This is a genomic window from Oceanisphaera psychrotolerans (assembly GCF_001870485.1).
Taxonomy (GTDB): domain Bacteria; phylum Pseudomonadota; class Gammaproteobacteria; order Enterobacterales; family Aeromonadaceae; genus Oceanimonas; species Oceanimonas psychrotolerans.
The window spans coordinates 26970-43689 of sequence record NZ_MDKE01000010.1 but is presented as its reverse complement, the minus strand read 5'-3'; the positions used below and the strand labels follow the sequence as shown (position 1 = coordinate 43689).

Genomic DNA, 16720 nt, shown 5'->3' with positions numbered 1-16720 from the left:
TTAAGGCCGGCGAGGGGATGGTTGACCGGTCCCGGTGTCTGCCGCTGGCAGCGGCTCCCCCGACCACCATCGCCGGCAACATTTGAAACAAGCATTCCCGAAATCCACTCTCTGGCGGCGGGTCCCGGCCTTCTGTTTTGTCGTCGGGTTAATGAATTGCGTTATTGGTCACAATTTTGTTAAGGAGGCGCTGAATTCCCGGATTCATAACTTCATCAAATGAAATAAATGTTTTATTGTCGTTTTCAGCAGAATTAATCATTCACCAACCAGGGGGAACGGATGTCCAAGTTATTATCCAGGCGTCAGCTACCGGACAGCAGGGTGCCATTCAGCGCATCACGCCGGCGTCGGCCGGCTGGGGGTATGTGGGCTTCGAAGTGTATGAACTGGAAGCCGGCCAGAGCCTGACCCAGGATACTCTGGACCAGGAAGTCTGCCTGGTGCTGGTGGCGGGCAAGGCCAGCGTCCGCACCCGTGAATTGAGTGTTGAATCCATCGGCGAGAGGATGAGTCCTTTCGAGCGCAAGAAACCCTATTCCGTGTATGTGCCCAACGACGACCAGTTCACCGTTACCGCCGAAACCAGGCTGGAGCTGGCCGTGTGCAAGGCGCCGGGCCATGGCAACCACAAGGCCCGGCTGATCGGCCCGGAGCAGGTCGACGCCGAACAGCGCGGCAAGGGCCACAACCAGCGTTACGTGCACAATATTCTGCCCGATACCGCAGCAGCGGACAGCCTGCTGGTGGTGGAAGTGTTCACCGATGAGGGCTGCACCAGTTCCTACCCGTCCCACAAACATGATCAGGACGCGGAACCGGGTGAAACCTATCTGGAAGAAACCTATTACCATCGCTTCGATCCGCCCCAGGGTTTTGCCCTGCAGCGGGTCTATACCGACGATTTCGAGCTGGACGAGTGCATGGCGCCTTATAACCAGGACGTGGTGCAGGTGCCCAGGGGCTATCATCCGGTCGCGACCATTGCCGGTTACAACAACTACTACCTGAATGTCATGGCCGGTCCCATCCGCAAGTGGCGTTTTACCTGGGAAGCCGATCACGCCTGGGTGAATTCAGACAACTACCCCAAGAACAAATAAGTCGAACACAAGGACAGGAGACGATAGATGATTAATGTGGCATTGATTGGCGCCGGCCGCATCGGCCAGGTGCATTCGGCGAATATTTTGGCCCACCCGGAAAGCCGGCTGGCGGCCATCGTGGATGCCTTCCCGGAAGTGGCTCAGAGCCTGTCCGAGAAAACCGGTGCGCCGGTGAAAACCCTGGAAGAGGTGATGGCCGACAACAGCATCGATGCGGTGGTGATCGGCTCGGCTACCGACACTCACGCCGACTTCATCGAGCTGGCGGCGCGCAGCGGCAAGGCCATCTTCTGTGAAAAGCCGGTGGATCTCAGCCTGGAGCGGGTGCAGGCCTGTCTCAAGGTGGTGGAAGAATGCAAGGTACCGCTGCTGGTGGGGTTCAATCGCCGCTTCGATCCCAACTTTGCCGCCGTGCGCAACCGCTACCAGCAAGGGCAGATCGGCAAGGCCGAGTCGGTGTTGATCGTCTCCCGGGATCCGTCGCCGCCCCCCGTGTCCTATATCCAGCGCTCCGGTGGCCTGTTTCGCGACATGACCATCCATGACTTCGACATGGCCTGCTATCTGGTGGACGAGCCGGTGGTGGCGGTGACCGCCCGCGGTAGCTGTGTGGTGGATCCGGCCATCGGCGAGGCCGGCGATATCGATACCGCCACCATTACCCTGGAATTTGCCTCCGGCGCCCTGGGCACCATCGTCAACACCCGCCGCTCCGGTTTCGGCTACGACCAGCGTATCGAACTGCTGGGCGCCGAGGGCCTGCTCCGGGCCGAGAACCAGCTGGAAAACACGGTACTGCTGGCCAATGGTCAGGGTGCCAGTGTGGCCAACCCGCAATATTTCTTCCTGGAACGCTACAGTGCCGCCTTCCGGGCAGAATGGGCTCACTTCGTGGACGTGGCACTGGGTCGAGTCGAGTGCCTGAGCGGCGGCAAGGAAGGCGAGCAGGCTCTGCGCCTGGCCGATGCAGCACTGGAGTCCTACACCACCGGCAAGACGGTCCGGTTGTAAATACAGGGACCGGGCGGCACATCGACAATGGCGAGCCCGGTACCGGCGAAATCAACTATCCCGCCATCGCCCGGGCGCGGTATGAGAGGGGTTACCGGGGTTATTACGTTTCTCTACGGGTATCAGACTCGAGTAGTCTGATTTGCGTCTGCCATTGGCAGACGCTTTTTTTATGTTTCGACCCTCTGCACCAGGTGGCCTAGTATGGTATGGCTTCTATCCTTCCTTTTAGCCGGTCAAATGGTCGAGGCCTTCTTCAGCCCCGCTGGGCTTTGGTGGTTTTATGGGGCGGTGAGATGACCCGGTGATCCAGGCATAAAAGAGCATGCAAGCGTCGCCGGAGGCACCACGGTTTTCTAACCGTCTAGCCGAGTCATTTGGAGATGATTGATGATGTCGCTCAACGTTGATTGTATTTTTCCAATGATACAAAATATGGGTTTATTGAGAGCGATTCATCACCTTGTAGCCGATAATGGCACCGGTTTGTCGGTGGCTAAGCAGGAAAAAGCGATTTAATATGCATTTTTGTAAATGTATTGTGACTAAATAATGGCATTTCTGCTTTGCCAGTTTACGGCATCCCAAGGTAGACTGTGATTCCCAAGAAAAAATGGTAAACAATCGGTCGTTACATAAACCTATAAAATAGAAGAAACCACCTATGACGGAACGTACTCATCTCGGATCTTTACAGGTTGCTACCGTTCTTCACGATCTGGTAGTCAATGACATCATTCCCGGTACCGGCGTCGAGCCCGCTACCTTCTGGACCGGCATGGAGCAAATCGTTAACGATCTTGCGCCCAGAAACCGCGCCCTGCTGGCCAAACGCGAACAACTGCAGGAACAAATCGACAACTGGCATCAGGCGCATGCCGGTCAACCCCATGATGCGGCCGCCTACAAGCAGTTTCTGACCGACATCGGCTATCTGCTGCCGGCCGTCGATGACTTCGCCATTACCACCACCAACGTGGATGCCGAACTGGCTACCCTGGCCGGCCCTCAGCTGGTGGTGCCGGTCAACAATGCCCGTTATGCGCTCAATGCCGCCAATGCACGCTGGGGCAGTCTGTACGACGCGCTCTATGGCAGCGATGTCATTTCCGATGCCGACGGCGCAGAGAAAACCAAAGCCTTCAACCCGCGTCGTGCGGCCAAGGTCATCGTGTGGGGCCGCAATCTGCTGGATCAGGCGGTACCGCTGGCAAGCGGCAGCCACGCCGATGCCACCGCCTACCGGGTGGTTGACGCTCAGTTGCAGGTCACCCTGGAAAACGGCAAGGTCACGATGCTGGCCGACACCGCCAAGTTTGCCGGCTATAACGGCGATCCGTCCGCGCCCGCTGCGGTTTTGCTGTGCAACAACGGCCTGCATATCGAGCTGCAGTTCGATCGCACCAGCCAGGTGGGTAAAGACGACAAGGCCGGTATCAAGGATCTGCTGCTGGAGTCCGCCCTGTCCACCATCATGGACTGCGAAGACTCCGTTGCGGCCGTTGATGCAGAAGACAAGGTCGGCGTATACCGCAACTGGCTGGGCCTGATGAAGGGCACCCTGACCGAGAAGGTCAGGAAGGGTGATAAGGAAATCACCCGCAGCCTGAACCCGGATCGCCCGTATCTGGCCCCTAACGGCGAAGCTTCCATCTGCATGGCCGCAGCCTGCTGTTCGTGCGTAATGTCGGTCATCTGATGACCAACGAAGCGGTTCTGGACAAAGACGGCAACGAAGTGCCGGAAGGCATTATCGATGGTCTGTTGACCTCTCTGATTGCCATTCACGATCTGAAAGGCAACGGCCGGTTCAGGAACTCCCGCACCGGCAGCGTGTACATCGTCAAGCCCAAGATGCACGGTCCGGAAGAAGTGGCCTTTACCTGCGAACTGTTCGCCCGTATCGAACAGGTGCTGGGTCTGGCCAGGAATACCCTGAAAGTGGGTATCATGGACGAAGAGCGCCGCACCAGTGTCAACCTGAAAGCCTGCATATACGAAGCCCGCGAGCGGGTGGTATTCATCAACACCGGATTCCTGGACCGCACCGGTGACGAGATCCACACCAGCATGGAGGCCGGCCCCGTGGTCGCCAAAGGCGCCATGAAGCAACAAGCCTGGATCCAGTCTTACGAGAACAACAACGTGGATGTGGGGCTGGCTGCCGGCCTGCAGGGCAAGGCGCAAATCGGCAAGGGCATGTGGGCCATTCCCGACAACATGGCCGAGATGCTGGAGCAGAAAATCGGGCACCCCATGGCCGGCGCCAACACCGCCTGGGTTCCGTCGCCGACCGCCGCCGTGCTGCATAGCACTCATTACCATCAGGTGAACGTGAAGTCTCGCCAGGATGAGCTCAAGTCTCGTGCACCGGCCAGCCTGGACGAATTGCTGACCATACCGCTGCTGACCCAGCCGGAAAGTCTGACTGCCGCAGAGATCCAGCGTGAGCTGGATAACAATGCTCAGGGGATTCTCGGTTATGTGGTGCGCTGGATTGATCAGGGTGTCGGTTGCTCCAAGGTACCGGACATCAACGATGTGGGCCTGATGGAAGACCGCGCTACCCTGCGTATTTCCGCTCAGCACATCGCCAACTGGCTGCGCCACGGTATCTGCACCAAAGCGCAGGTACAGGAAACCATGCAGCGCATGGCCGCCGTGGTTGATCAGCAGAATGCGGGTGACCCCCTGTACCGCAATATGGCACCGGGCTTCGACGGTATCGCCTTCGAGGCGGCCTGTGCGCTGGTGTTCGAGGGAACTACCCAGCCCAGCGGCTATACCGAGCCGCTGCTGCACGCCTATCGGCGCAAGCTCAAAGCACAGGGCTGATTATCCTGCTGTCGTCAAAAATCCCCGGCTGGTCCGGGGATTTTTTTTTTGCGATGCATCGGCTATTAATTTAATTCATGGGCTCATGTCTAATAATCGTGATCTAAAAACGGATAAAAAGTATATTCAGGCTGTTCAATATATGAGTTTCCTGTCAACCTAATGACAATACCACCCAGCCATTCCAACAGCGGCCGCTCATGATAAAACGCCTGGTCATTTCTCTTTCTTCCCTGATTATCAGTGTTTTTCTGTTGATGGGCGGCAATACGTTCGTGATGACCCTGCTGGGGGTCAATCTGGGACTCAAGGGCGTTGAGCCGACGCTGATCGGTAGCATCATGGTGTGCTATTCGGTGGGCTTTGTGTTTGGCTCGCTCTATGGCCCCAAGGTGATCCAGCGCGTCGGACATATCCGGCTTTTGCCGTTTTCAGTGCCTTTCTGGCCAGTTCCACGCTGATTTTTCCGCTGACCGACAGCATCATCATCTGGGCCTTGCTGCGAGCCCTGAGCGGGGTGGCGGTGGCCGGCAGTTTTGTGGTGATAGAAAGCTGGTTCAGTGCGGTGGCCACCAATGAATATCGGGCGACGCTGTTTTTTACCTATCAAATCTGTACCTATGTGGCGGCCACCGCCGGCCAGCTGCTGATCGGTCTGGTCGATCCGGTCGCCTTCGTGCCCTTTACCCTGGGGGCCATCGTGCTGACCGCGGCCCTGGTCCCCCTGTCTCTGAGCCGGGTGGAGGCACCGACCATAGAGCACAATGAACGGATCAGTGTGAAAGCCATTGTCAGGGATGCGCCGGTGGGGCTGCTGGCGGCATTGTGCAGCGGGATCCTGATCAGCAGTTTCTACTCGATGGCGCCGGTTTATGCCATCGAAGTCGGCCTGCCGGTGAACCAGCTTTCCTATTTCATGGCGGCCTCGGTGTTTACCTTTATTCTCTTTGCCTGGCCCCTGGGCCGTTTGTGCGACCGGCTCGACCGCAGCAAGATCATGGTCTGGATCAACATCATCATCACCGTCAGCGCCCTGGGGGTGGTGTTCGGCGGGCATCTGCATCTCTGGCTGTTAATCGGCTTTTCTTCACTCTATATGGGCATGGTGGCCTCCCTCTATCCGGTGGCGGTGGCGATCACCAACGACCGCCTGGAGGCCCACCATATAGTGGCGGCCAGCACCACCCTGCTGTTGAGCTATGGTCTGGGCAGCTCGCTCGGTCCCATGTTCAGTTCGTCCATGATGTCGTGGCTGGGCGCGCAGGGGCTTTATTACGGCTGTGCCGGGGTAGCGGTGGTACTGGGGGGTTATACCTGGATTTGGCAGTGGCGCAGCAAATCGGTGCCGGTACCGGAGCAGGCCCACTATATTCAGACCTCGGCGGAAACGGCCGGTATCATTGTCGAGCTGGATCCCCGTAACGAAGAGTTTGTAGATGTTCCCATGGAAGAGGTGTTTCCGGACATGGAGCAGGAGGCACTGGAGGAGGCAAAAGCCGGCCAGATGGAGCTGGAGTTGCCGGAGCCGGAGCCGGAACCGGTGATGGATGCCACCGAGGAAGGGGCGGTACTGGTCTCCCATTGAGCGGCGAAATTGTCATCAAAGTGTCAAGACCCCCTGTTAGTCTGCAGCTGACTTCATCAGTGAGGACGATACCATGGACAACCGGCAGCAGATGACGATTCCGCTCTCTTCGTTACCACCTTGTGCGTCGGCGGCAGACGATTGTTACCCGATGCAGTTGCTGTTGTGGCTGCAAGACCAGGCCGACAGGACCCGAATGATGAATCTGCCGTTGGAGGTGCAACTGGAGGTGGTCTGAATGACGGCACCCGAATTTGCCTTCATCCTCACATTATCCGCTCAAATGACCTGCAGGCACGGGGTGAACTGTGCCCTTGCCATTCCCCTCGATTTGAATCCCCGTTAGACTGGTGCCTCATTTTTGTGCCGGAAGGGGAATCCCCGGTGCCGCCTTCACGTCAGCAGGAACCAGAGTAAATGATTCGACTCGCCATCAACGGCTACGGCCGTATCGGACGCAGTGTATTGCGGGCTTTTTACGAACGTGATCTGCACCGCCATATGAAGATTGTCGCCATCAACGAGCTGGCCGAGCCGGAGGCCATGGCCCATCTTACCCGTTACGACTCCAGCCACGGACGTTTCGGTCGGGAAGTGACGCTGTTGCCGGGGGCCTTCGAGATTGAAGACGATATCATCCGCTTATGTCATGAGCCCGAGCCAGCCAGGCTGCCCTGGGCCGAGCTGGACGTCGATCTGGTGCTGGAATGTACCGGTGTATTGTCGAGCCGGGCCGATGCGGAGCTGCATCTGAAGGCCGGTGCCAAAAAGGTGCTGTTTTCCCATCCGGGTGACAACGATCTCGACGCCACCATCGTCTATGGGGTCAATCACCAGCAACTGACCGGCAACGAGACCATCGTGTCCAACGCCTCCTGTACCACCAACTGCGTGGTACCTGTAATTGAGATCTTGCACCGGGTTTTTAATATTAAATGTGGTAATATTACTACAATTCACTCGGCCATGAATGACCAACAGGTGATCGATGCCTACCATGCGGATCTGCGGCGAACCCGCGCAGCCAGCCAGTCCATCATTCCGGTGGATACCAAGCTGGCCAAGGGGGTCGAACGTATTCTGCCCCATTTCGCGGGCAAGTTCGAAGCCATTTCCGTGCGGGTACCCACCATTAACGTGACCGCCATGGACCTGAGCGTGATTGTTGAAAACAAGGCCACCGTTGACGAAGTCAACCGGGTGTTGCGAGAGGCGGCAGAAGGGCCGCTCAAGGGCATTCTCGGCTATACTGAAGCACCGCTGGTGTCGGTGGATTTCAATCACGATCCCCACTCCTCCATTATCGATGGCACCCAGACCCGGGTCAGCGACGCCAACCTGATCAAGATGCTGATGTGGTGTGACAACGAGTGGGGCTTTGCCAATCGCATGCTGGATACCAGCCTGACGTGGATGAAAGCGATAAACAATCAGGGCTAAACCGTTTTTTTACAACACTTTGTACTTACAGGAAGAGGACACACATGTCTGTAATTAAAATGAATGACTTGGATCTGGCCGGCAAGCGCGTGCTGATCCGTGCCGATCTCAACGTTCCGGTGAAGGGTGGCAAGGTCACCTCCGATGCCCGTATCCTGGCTTCTCTGCCGACCATCGAAGCGGCCCTGGCCCAGGGCGCCAAGGTGATGGTGACCTCCCACCTGGGACGTCCCACCGAAGGCGAATATGCCGAGGAGTTCTCGTTGCAGCCGGTGGTGGCCTACCTCCAGCAGACGCTGTCTGCTCCCGTGCGCCTGGCCAAGGATTACCTGGACGGCGTCGAACTGACCGCCGGCGAGCTGGTGGTGCTGGAAAACGTGCGCTTCAACAAGGGCGAGAAAAAAGACGACGAGACGCTGTCCCGGCAGTACGCCGCCCTGTGTGACGTGTTTGTGATGGATGCCTTCGGTACCGCTCACCGGGCCCAGGCGTCCACTCATGGCGTCGCCAAATTTGCCCCCGTGGCCTGTGCCGGCCCCTTGCTGTCCGCCGAGCTGGAAGCGCTGGGCAAGGCGCTGGATAACCCGGCCCGTCCTCTGGTGGCGGTAGTGGGTGGCTCCAAGGTGTCCACCAAGCTGACCGTGCTGGAGTCTCTGTCCGGCATCGCCGACCAGCTGGTGGTGGGTGGCGGTATCTCCAATACCTTTGTTGCCGCCGCGGGCCACAATGTGGGCAAGTCGCTCTACGAGCCGGATCTGATCCCCGAAGCCAAGCGACTGATGGCCAAGTGTGATATTCCGCTGGCCACCGACGTGCGTACCGGACTTGAATTCTCCGAGACCGCACCGGCGACCATCAAGAAGGCTTCCGAGGTGACCGATGAGGAAGAGATCATGGATCTGGGTGATGAGTCGGCCCAGCGCATTGCCGAAATTCTGAAAAACGCCAAGACCATTATCTGGAATGGCCCGGTGGGTGTATTCGAGTTTGAAAACTTCCGCCGCGGTACCGAAATCGTGGCCCGGGCGATTGCCGAGAGCGAGGCTTTCTCCATTGCCGGTGGCGGCGATACCCTGGCGGCTATCGATTTGTTCGGCATCAAGGATCAGATTTCCTATATTTCTACCGGTGGCGGTGCCTTCCTCGAATTTGTCGAAGGCAAGACCCTGCCGGCAGTGGCCATGCTGGAGCAAAGAGCCCAGGGTTAACAGAACCCAGGGTTAATTGAAAAGACTGATTTAATTCATCCGGCCACTTGGTGGCCGGTGATGGGAATAAATAACAGGAGCGAGATAATGTCTCAGAAGATTTTTGATGTGGTAAAGCCGGGTGTGGTCAGCGGCGATGATATGCAGAAGATTTTTGCCATCGCCAAGGAAAATGCCTTTGCCCTGCCGGCGGTCAACGTGGTGGGTACCGAGTCTGCCAACGGGGTGATGGAAGCCGCCGCCAAAATGCAAGCGCCGGTTGTGGTCCAGTTTTCCAACGGCGGTGCCGCCTTCTTCGCCGGCAAGGGCCTGAAGCTGGAAGGCCAGCAGGCTGCCATTCTGGGTGCCATTTCCGGTGCCCGTCATGTGCATGCGCTGGCCGAAGCCTACGGCGTGCCGGTGATCCTGCATACCGACCATGCCGCCAAGAAGCTGCTGCCCTGGATCGACGGCCTGCTGGATGCCGGCGAGAAGCACTTTGCCGAAACCGGCAAGCCGCTGTTCAGCTCGCACATGATCGATTTGTCCGAAGAGAGCCTGGAAGAGAACATCGAGACTTGCGCCAGATACCTTGAGCGCATGAGCAAGATTGGCATGACCCTGGAGATCGAACTGGGCTGTACCGGCGGTGAAGAAGACGGTGTCGACAACACCGGCATGGACAGCTCCATGCTGTACACCCAGCCGGAAGACGTGGCCTATGCCTACGAAAAACTGAGTGCCATCAGCGACAAGTTCACCATCGCCGCTTCCTTCGGTAACGTACACGGCGTGTACAAGCCGGGTAACGTCAAGCTGACCCCGAAAATTCTCGACAACTCCCAGCAGTATGTGTCCGAGAAGTTTGGCCTGCCGGCCAAGTCCCTGAACTTCGTGTTCCACGGTGGCTCCGGTTCTTCGGCCGAAGAAATCAAGGAGTCCATCGGTTACGGTGTGATCAAGATGAACATCGATACCGACACCCAGTGGGCGACCTGGGCCGGCATCATGAACTATTACAAGGCGAAGGAAGGCTATCTGCAGAGCCAGATCGGCAACCCGGACGGCGACGACAAGCCCAACAAGAAATACTACGATCCGCGGGTGTGGCTGCGTGAAGGCCAGACGTCCATGATTGCCCGTCTGGAACAGGCTTTCAAAGAGCTGAATGCCGTTAACGTACTGTAAAATATAACTTTTAGAGTTTGGAATCATACCGGCCCTGTGCCGGTATTTTTTTGCGCTTATTTTCCCGCCGAACGCCGATATCCAACAGGAACCGCTCAGGGCCGCCGAATATCAAATTGCTGTTTTTTTGTTCATTTCAACGCAGTAGCCATAACTTCACTAGAATAAGATTCAAGCGCTACTGACGAGAGCATCATTATTCATGCAGGACTCACAATCGGTTCCGGATCCCTTGCTGCATTGCCTGGTGTTCCTGACCAAGTTGTATGGCCATCCCTATCAGGGGGAAGCGTTGATAAACGGGTTGCCCCTGGCCGACGGCAGGCTGACGCCGTTGTTGTTCTCTCGGGCGGCCGAACGGGCCGGGCTGGCGGCGCATCATTCGGCCCAGGATCTTGACGACATCTCTGATTTATTGCTGCCCTGCATTCTGCTGCTCAAAGAAGGCGGTGCCTGTGTGCTGCTGGATATCGACCCGGAACAGAACCGGTTCAAGGTCATGTTGCCGGGCTCGGGAGAAGGCGAGCATTGGCTGCCGTTCGACAAGCTCTCTGCCAGTTACAGTGGCCGTGCTGTGTTTACCAAACCCAGGTTTCGTTTCGATGAACGCTCCCCCAAGGTGCTGGACAGTCATGACGGCCACTGGTTCTGGGGCACCTTGCGGCGCTCCTTTTCCATTTACCGTGATGTGTTGATCGGTTCCCTGCTGATTAACCTCTTCGCGCTGGTGACGCCGCTGTTCACCATGAACGTGTACGACAAGATAGTCCCCAACCTCTCTTTTGACTCGCTATGGGTGCTGGCTGCGGGGGCCGGTATCGTGTTTTTATTCGACTTCGTACTGCGGATGCTGCGTAGCCACTTTATCGATATCGCCGGCAAAAAGTCGGATGTCTTGCTGTCGGCACAGATCTTTTCGAAGGTCATGGGGATGCGGATGGAAGCGAGGCCGCCTTCCACCGGCGCCTTTGCCAAGCACTTGCAGGAGTTCGAGTCGATCAGGGATTTCCTGACCTCGGCGACGGTCGCCGCGCTGGTCGATATCCCGTTTGCCGTTCTCTTCCTGCTGATCATCTGGATGTTTGCCGGCAACATGGTGTGGGTGCCGGTCATTGCGATGGTGTTGCTGCTCGGCCTGAGTGTACTGGTACAGGGGCCGCTTAAACGCAGTATTGAAGAAGGCTCCCGCCTGGCATCCCAGAAGAATGCCAATCTGGTCGAGGGCATTGCCGGGCTGGAAACCATCAAACTGTTCGGTGCTCAGGGAACCTTTCAGCATCGCTGGGAGCAGGCGGTCAGTCACATTGCCAGCTGGGGCATGAAAACCCGCCGGCTGACCAATTCGGTGACAACGCTGGCCAATGTGACCCAGCAATTTACCACGGTCAGCCTGATCGTACTGGGGGTGTACCTGATTGCCGCCGGTGACCTGTCCATGGGGGGATTGATCGCGGCGGTGATGCTGAGCGGCAGGGCCATTGCGCCCATGGTGCAGATGTCGGTGCTGTCTACCCGGTACAACCAGGCCCGAACCGCGATGACCATTCTTGAACAGATCATGGCCGCGCCAGAAGAGCAGGAAGCGGGCCGGCGTTTCATCCACCATCCGGTATTCAGCGGCGATATTCTGTTTGAGCGGGTCAGTTTCAGGTACCCCGGTTCCGAGCATGATGTGCTGAGCAACCTGAGCCTGCATATCAAGGCCGGCGAAAAGGTGGCCGTCATCGGTCGCATCGGCTCGGGCAAAACGACGCTGGAGCGGTTGGTGGTGGGGCTTTACAAACCGACCGGCGGTGCGCTTCGCATCGATGGCATCGACATTGGCCAGCTGCAGCCGGCGGTACTCAGGCGCAACATCGGCAGTGTGCCTCAGGATGTGAACCTGTTTTTTGGTTCCATTCGCGACAACATCGTGATTGCCAACCCGCTGGCGGATGAGAGTCTGGTCCTCAGGGCCGCTCAGCGAGCCGGAGTGACCCTGTTCACCAATCAGGATCCCGATGGTCTGGATAAACAGGTGGGTGAAGGGGGGCGTCAGCTTTCCGGTGGCCAGCGTCAGGCGGTGGCCATTGCCCGGGCCCTGCTCAACGACCCGGTGATGCTGATGATGGACGAGCCCACCTCCAACATGGACAACCGGTCGGAACAGTATATTCGCCAGGAGCTGCTCAGGCTCAGGGCCGAACAGACCCTGCTGCTGGTTACTCACCGCACCTCCATGCTGGAAGTGGTCGAGCGGATTATCGTGCTGGAGCAGGGGCACATAGTCGCGGATGGCCCGAAAGAGCAGGTATTGCAGCAACTGCAATCCGGCAAGGTGCGCAGCAAGGGGGCCCGTCATGGCTAAACAGAAGCTGTCGCCGGAGTTGCTGGACTATACCAACGATACCGCCGCCGCCGTGCTGCTGAACACGCCGCGGGGAGGCCGAGCCCTGTTGTGGTGCATGCTGTTGTTTGTGGTGGTGGCGCTGGTCTGGGCACGCTTTGCGGAGCTGGAAGAAGTGACGTCGGGAATGGGTACCGTGATCCCTTCCCGCCAGATCCAGGTAGTGTCCAATCTGGAGGGTGGCATCGTGCGTGAGCTCTATATCCGTGAGGGACAGCAGGTCGAGAAAGGGCAGGCGCTGTTGCTGATCGATGACACCCGTTTTTTATCGGACCTGCGTGAGCGGGAGCAGGAAATAGCGGCATTGCAAGGCGATGTGCGGCGGCTGAATGCCGAGGTGGACTCCATCATTATCCTCGACGATCCGGCGCTGGCCTGGCGTGACCAGGTCAAGGTGAAAGAGGCCAGCCTGGCGTTTCCCGAAGATTTTCGCGCTCAGTATCCGGGGCAGGCCGAGACGCAGCAGTCGCTGTTCAACGAACGGCTGGGCTTTGTCAAAAACCAGCTTTCCATTTTCGGCAACCAGATAGAGCAGCGTGAGCAGGAAGTTATCGAGACCAATGCCAAGGTACGCACGCTGCAGCGTGGCGTCTCACTGGCCGCGCGGGAAGTGAACATGAGCCGTCCTCTCGCGCGGGAAGGCATAGTGCCTCAGGTGGAAATTCTGCGACTCGAACGCCAGCTCAATCAGATGCAGGGGGAGCTGGAGTCGACCCGGCTGATGCTGCCCAAGCTGGATGCATCTCTACGGGAAAATATTTTCAAACGCAAAGAAGTGGCGCTGACCTTTCGCTCCGAGTCCCAGAAAGAGCTGAACGAGCGGCGTAATCGTCTGCTTCAGCTCCAGCAGGGAGAGGTCGGCTTGCAGGACAGGGTACGGCGAACCTCGGTGACATCCCCGGTCAAAGGCACCATTAAAACGCTGAATGTGAATACGGTGGGCGGCATCGTACAGCCTGGGATGGACCTGGTTGAAATAGTGCCACTGGAAGATACCTTGCTGGTAGAGGCTCGTATCGAGCCGAAAGATATCGGCTTTTTGCGCCCGGGGCTGGAGGCGATGGTCAAGTTTACCGCCTATGATTTCACTATCTACGGTGGATTGGTGGGTGAAGTGGAGAAAATCAGTGCCGACTCCATACAGGATGATGAAGGGAATACCTTTTTTCTGGCAACTATTCGCACTCGAGAGAGCTTTCTGGGAGCTGAGCAGGCACCGCTCAGGATCATTCCGGGCATGCAGGCTGGGGTCGACATCATAACGGGTAAAAAAACGGTACTGGATTATTTGCTCAAACCCATATTAAGAGCAAAACAGGGCGCTTTGCGTGAGCGTTGAATCGAGAAGGGAGAAATAACCATGGAAAGAACGACGATTGCAGTGTTGGTCGGTGTCGCTCTGGTATTGCCAGTGCAGGCCCAGACCCTGGAAGAGGCGGTAACCCAGACCCTGATAACCCATCCCAAGGTCAAGGAAGCGTTTCACCTCTATCAATCCCGACAATATGAGCAGGATGAGGCGGTAGCCGGATACCTGCCTACACTCGATGCCAATGCCGGCATTGGCTATGAGTACACCGACAGTCCGGGAGTCCGCGACGGCAATGACAGAGCCGACAAGACCCTGACGCGCAAAGAGGCCGGCCTTTCATTACGTCAGATGCTGTTTGACGGTTTCAAAACCTCCAGCAATGTCCACCGTACTCAGGCCGAAGCGGATGCACAGCGTTACAGCCTGCTGTCCGATGCGGAAAATATCGCGTTGCGGGTGTCCGAGGTTTATCTGAACGTGTTGCGTCAGGATGAAATTGTCGAGTTGTCCCGTCGTAATCTGGAAACACACGAACAAATCTTTTCCGACATCAAGCGCCGCACCGATTCCGGGGTGGGATCTACCGCCGACTTTACCCAGATCCAGGGGCGGGTGGCGCGGGCATATTCCAATATGACGGCGGCAGAAAATAACCTGCGCGATGCCCAGAGCCAGTTCATGGCGCTGGTAAATGATATGCCCGGCGATTTACGCCAGCCCCAGCCCGATGCCAATTTCATCCCGCCCTCGCTGGATGATGCCCTGGTGATTGCCCAGGAAAAACATCCGACGCTGGCCTCCGCCGCGTTCGATGTGGATGCGGCGCGCTACCAGCATCAGGATGCCAAATCCGGTTTCTACCCCAAGTTGAGCCTGGAGCTCGATAACAGCTGGAATGACGACATCGACGGCGTGCAGGGACACAACAGCGATTTTACCGCCATGGTTCGCATGCGCTACAACCTGTTCAATGGTGGAGCCGACGTGGCTCGCAGCCGTTCGACCTCAGCCCTGGAAATGCAGGCCAAGGATATTCACATGAATGCCCACCGTCAGGTCGGTGAAGGCATGCGTCTGGCATGGGCTGCCTATGAAGCGTTGGGGCGGCAGAAGGATTTTCTGCGTCAGCATGTGGAAGCCAGCTATAACACCGTCGATGCCTACAAGAAGCAATTCTCTCTGGGCAACCGGACCTTGCTGGATGTGCTGAACACCGAAAATGAACTGTTTGAAGCCCGTCGTTCCTATATCAACGCCGAGTACGATCAGTTACTGGCGGAATACCGCATCATGAATGCTTCCGGACAATTACTGGAGGCGTTACGTTTTACCCAGCCCGAGCAGTGGCAGGCCAAAAACTAATAAAATAAATAAGGAGATACATGATGAAAACATGGACTTTGTTGGCCCTTATACTCCCTTTGGCGGCCTGTACCAGCCTGACGAGCGAGCCGGAGCGGGAAACGGTAGCGGCTTATGATCTGACCGATCTCGACCGGGACGGGGTGATTACCGCCCGGGATAACTGTCTGGAATCGACGCTGGATGCTTCCGTGGACAACGATGGTTGTCAGGGTAATGAGGATCAGACGTTAAAGCAGGATCTGATTATCTTGTTTGCTCATGACAGTTCGGTTATTACGGCCAAATATCAGGACGAAATTAACCAGATGGCGAATTTCATGGAGCAGAACCCCGGACTGATGCTGTTGCTGGAGGGGCATGCGAGTCAGGTGGGCAGTGATCAATACAACCTGGCCTTGTCCAAGCGGCGGGCCGAGGCGGTGCGCGGAGCCCTGATGAAAGCCGGGGTCCAGGTTAGCCGGCTGGAAATTATCGGTTATGGTGAGAGTAAACCCTTGCTGATGGGAGAAGACGAGCAATCTGCCGCCGCCAACCGGCGGGTAGTCGGAGCCCTGACCAGTATGCGGGAAGGAGTAAGGATGCGCTGGAATGTATATAGCGTAGAAAACCCTGCCAAATAATGAGTCTGTTTTACCGGCTCTGTGGGCTGGCGGTGCTGAGTGTGGTACTTGGCGCGCCAGCCCAATCGTTGTTGAATGAAGATAAACAGATGATCGAGGCTGTGCGCCAGTTTTATGGTGACGCCGCCGCGACGCGTCTTCATGGCTGGCGACAGCTGGTACGAGAGGGGCAGGCCGGAGACTGGAGTGAAAGAAATGCGCTGTCCAGGGTCAACATATTCTTCAACCGTCTGCATTTTATCGATGATATCAAACTCTGGGCCAAGAACGACTACTGGGCCACGCCGCTTGAATTTCTGGGCGCGGGAGGTGGGGATTGTGAAGACTTCAGTGTTGCCAAGTATTTCTCTTTACGGGAACTGGGTGTTGATGATGACAAGTTGCGGCTGGTGTACGTCAAGGCGTTGGAACTGAACCAGTTTCATATGGTGGTTGCCTATTATCCGACGGCGTCGGCGGTGCCTTTGATTCTGGATAACCTGGAGGGCACCATTCGGCCTGCGACCGAGCGCGGCGATCTTGAGCCTATTTACAGTTTCAACGGTCAACATCTGTGGCTGATGCGGGAGCGAGGCCAGGGTGAACTGGCCGGCCGGGCATCACGTCTTTCTCTGTGGAATGATCTACGTGGTCGTGTTGATGTTAAACGACTGCAGCGGCCCAGCATGAATTTGGATGGCTAACT

Annotated in this window: 16 protein-coding genes; all 16 read left to right on the top strand. The window is 57.2% G+C overall.

Annotation, left to right across the window (positions count from 1 at the left end):
- Positions 1-236: 236 nt before the first annotated feature.
- The 16 genes from iolB to BFR47_RS04020 all read left to right on the top strand — a co-directional run bounded on the left by iolB (position 237) and on the right by BFR47_RS04020 (position 16718).
- Positions 237-1103: a 5-deoxy-glucuronate isomerase gene (gene iolB / locus BFR47_RS04075; protein ID WP_245748793.1), complete on the top strand. Its 867-nt coding sequence runs from the start codon at positions 237-239 to the stop codon at positions 1101-1103.
- A 27-nt stretch (positions 1104-1130) separates the two neighbouring features.
- A complete protein-coding gene (gene iolG, locus BFR47_RS04070) occupies positions 1131-2117 on the top strand; it encodes an inositol 2-dehydrogenase (RefSeq protein ID WP_071471888.1) in 987 nt (328 codons plus the stop codon).
- Positions 2118-2507: 390 nt separating this feature from the next.
- Positions 2508-2636 carry a hypothetical protein gene (locus BFR47_RS18990; RefSeq protein ID WP_281245934.1) on the top strand — a complete coding sequence of 43 codons (129 nt, stop codon included), beginning with the start codon at positions 2508-2510 and terminating at the stop codon, positions 2634-2636.
- A 145-nt stretch (positions 2637-2781) separates the two neighbouring features.
- Positions 2782-3816 (top strand): aldolase/citrate lyase/malate synthase family protein, encoded by a 1035-nt coding sequence (locus tag BFR47_RS19400; RefSeq protein ID WP_245748792.1) that lies wholly within the window; start codon positions 2782-2784, stop codon positions 3814-3816.
- Positions 3795-4952 (top strand): malate synthase G, encoded by a 1158-nt coding sequence (locus tag BFR47_RS19395; protein WP_245748791.1) that lies wholly within the window; start codon positions 3795-3797, stop codon positions 4950-4952. The genes BFR47_RS19400 and BFR47_RS19395 overlap by 22 nt, the downstream gene beginning before the upstream one ends.
- Before the next feature lie 200 nt (positions 4953-5152).
- Positions 5153-5413 carry a hypothetical protein gene (locus tag BFR47_RS18490; RefSeq protein ID WP_245748790.1) on the top strand — a complete coding sequence of 87 codons (261 nt, stop codon included), beginning with the start codon at positions 5153-5155 and terminating at the stop codon, positions 5411-5413.
- A complete protein-coding gene (locus BFR47_RS04060) occupies positions 5299-6537 on the top strand; it encodes an MFS transporter (protein ID WP_245748789.1) in 1239 nt (412 codons plus the stop codon). The genes BFR47_RS18490 and BFR47_RS04060 overlap by 115 nt, the downstream gene beginning before the upstream one ends.
- Positions 6538-6610: 73 nt before the next feature.
- Positions 6611-6775, top strand: coding sequence for a hypothetical protein (locus tag BFR47_RS17940; protein WP_175514057.1), 165 nt, complete (start codon positions 6611-6613; stop codon positions 6773-6775).
- A 179-nt stretch (positions 6776-6954) separates the two neighbouring features.
- Positions 6955-7977 (top strand): erythrose-4-phosphate dehydrogenase, encoded by a 1023-nt coding sequence (gene epd / locus BFR47_RS04055; protein ID WP_071471887.1) that lies wholly within the window; start codon positions 6955-6957, stop codon positions 7975-7977.
- A 44-nt stretch (positions 7978-8021) separates the two neighbouring features.
- The gene (pgk, locus tag BFR47_RS04050; RefSeq protein WP_071471886.1) at positions 8022-9185 is read left to right on the top strand and encodes a phosphoglycerate kinase; all 1164 of its coding nucleotides are present in this window, start codon (positions 8022-8024) and stop codon (positions 9183-9185) included.
- Positions 9186-9272: 87 nt separating this feature from the next.
- The gene (fbaA, locus tag BFR47_RS04045; protein WP_071471885.1) at positions 9273-10352 is read left to right on the top strand and encodes a class II fructose-bisphosphate aldolase; all 1080 of its coding nucleotides are present in this window, start codon (positions 9273-9275) and stop codon (positions 10350-10352) included.
- A gap of 202 nt (positions 10353-10554) precedes the next feature.
- Entirely contained in the window at positions 10555-12699 is a 2145-nt protein-coding gene (locus BFR47_RS04040; protein WP_071471884.1) for a type I secretion system permease/ATPase, read from the top strand.
- Complete coding sequence (locus BFR47_RS04035; protein ID WP_071471883.1) at positions 12692-14077, top strand: HlyD family type I secretion periplasmic adaptor subunit; 1386 nt, start codon at positions 12692-12694, stop codon at positions 14075-14077. Before BFR47_RS04040 ends, BFR47_RS04035 begins: the two co-directional genes overlap by 8 nt.
- Before the next feature lie 21 nt (positions 14078-14098).
- Positions 14099-15412 carry a TolC family outer membrane protein gene (locus BFR47_RS04030; RefSeq protein ID WP_071471882.1) on the top strand — a complete coding sequence of 438 codons (1314 nt, stop codon included), beginning with the start codon at positions 14099-14101 and terminating at the stop codon, positions 15410-15412.
- 41 nt (positions 15413-15453) lie between these two features.
- Entirely contained in the window at positions 15454-16035 is a 582-nt protein-coding gene (locus BFR47_RS04025; protein ID WP_245748788.1) for an OmpA family protein, read from the top strand.
- Positions 16035-16718: a transglutaminase-like cysteine peptidase gene (locus BFR47_RS04020; RefSeq protein WP_071471880.1), complete on the top strand. Its 684-nt coding sequence runs from the start codon at positions 16035-16037 to the stop codon at positions 16716-16718. Before BFR47_RS04025 ends, BFR47_RS04020 begins: the two co-directional genes overlap by 1 nt.
- Positions 16719-16720 lie beyond the last annotated feature (2 nt).

Excerpts from the sequence above, each read along its gene's own strand:
- iolG (WP_071471888.1), top strand. The coding sequence starts at position 1,131 with ATGATTAATGTGGCATTGATTGGCGCCGGCCGCATCGGCCAGGTGCAT.
- BFR47_RS18990 (WP_281245934.1), top strand. The coding sequence starts at position 2,508 with ATGATGTCGCTCAACGTTGATTGTATTTTTCCAATGATACAAAATATG.
- BFR47_RS19400 (WP_245748792.1), top strand. The coding sequence starts at position 2,782 with ATGACGGAACGTACTCATCTCGGATCTTTACAGGTTGCTACCGTTCTT.
- BFR47_RS18490 (WP_245748790.1), top strand. The coding sequence starts at position 5,153 with ATGATAAAACGCCTGGTCATTTCTCTTTCTTCCCTGATTATCAGTGTT.
- BFR47_RS17940 (WP_175514057.1), top strand. The coding sequence starts at position 6,611 with ATGGACAACCGGCAGCAGATGACGATTCCGCTCTCTTCGTTACCACCT.
- epd (WP_071471887.1), top strand. The coding sequence starts at position 6,955 with ATGATTCGACTCGCCATCAACGGCTACGGCCGTATCGGACGCAGTGTA.
- pgk (WP_071471886.1), top strand. The coding sequence starts at position 8,022 with ATGTCTGTAATTAAAATGAATGACTTGGATCTGGCCGGCAAGCGCGTG.
- fbaA (WP_071471885.1), top strand. The coding sequence starts at position 9,273 with ATGTCTCAGAAGATTTTTGATGTGGTAAAGCCGGGTGTGGTCAGCGGC.
- BFR47_RS04040 (WP_071471884.1), top strand. The coding sequence starts at position 10,555 with ATGCAGGACTCACAATCGGTTCCGGATCCCTTGCTGCATTGCCTGGTG.
- BFR47_RS04035 (WP_071471883.1), top strand. The coding sequence starts at position 12,692 with ATGGCTAAACAGAAGCTGTCGCCGGAGTTGCTGGACTATACCAACGAT.
- BFR47_RS04030 (WP_071471882.1), top strand. The coding sequence starts at position 14,099 with ATGGAAAGAACGACGATTGCAGTGTTGGTCGGTGTCGCTCTGGTATTG.
- BFR47_RS04020 (WP_071471880.1), top strand. The coding sequence starts at position 16,035 with ATGAGTCTGTTTTACCGGCTCTGTGGGCTGGCGGTGCTGAGTGTGGTA.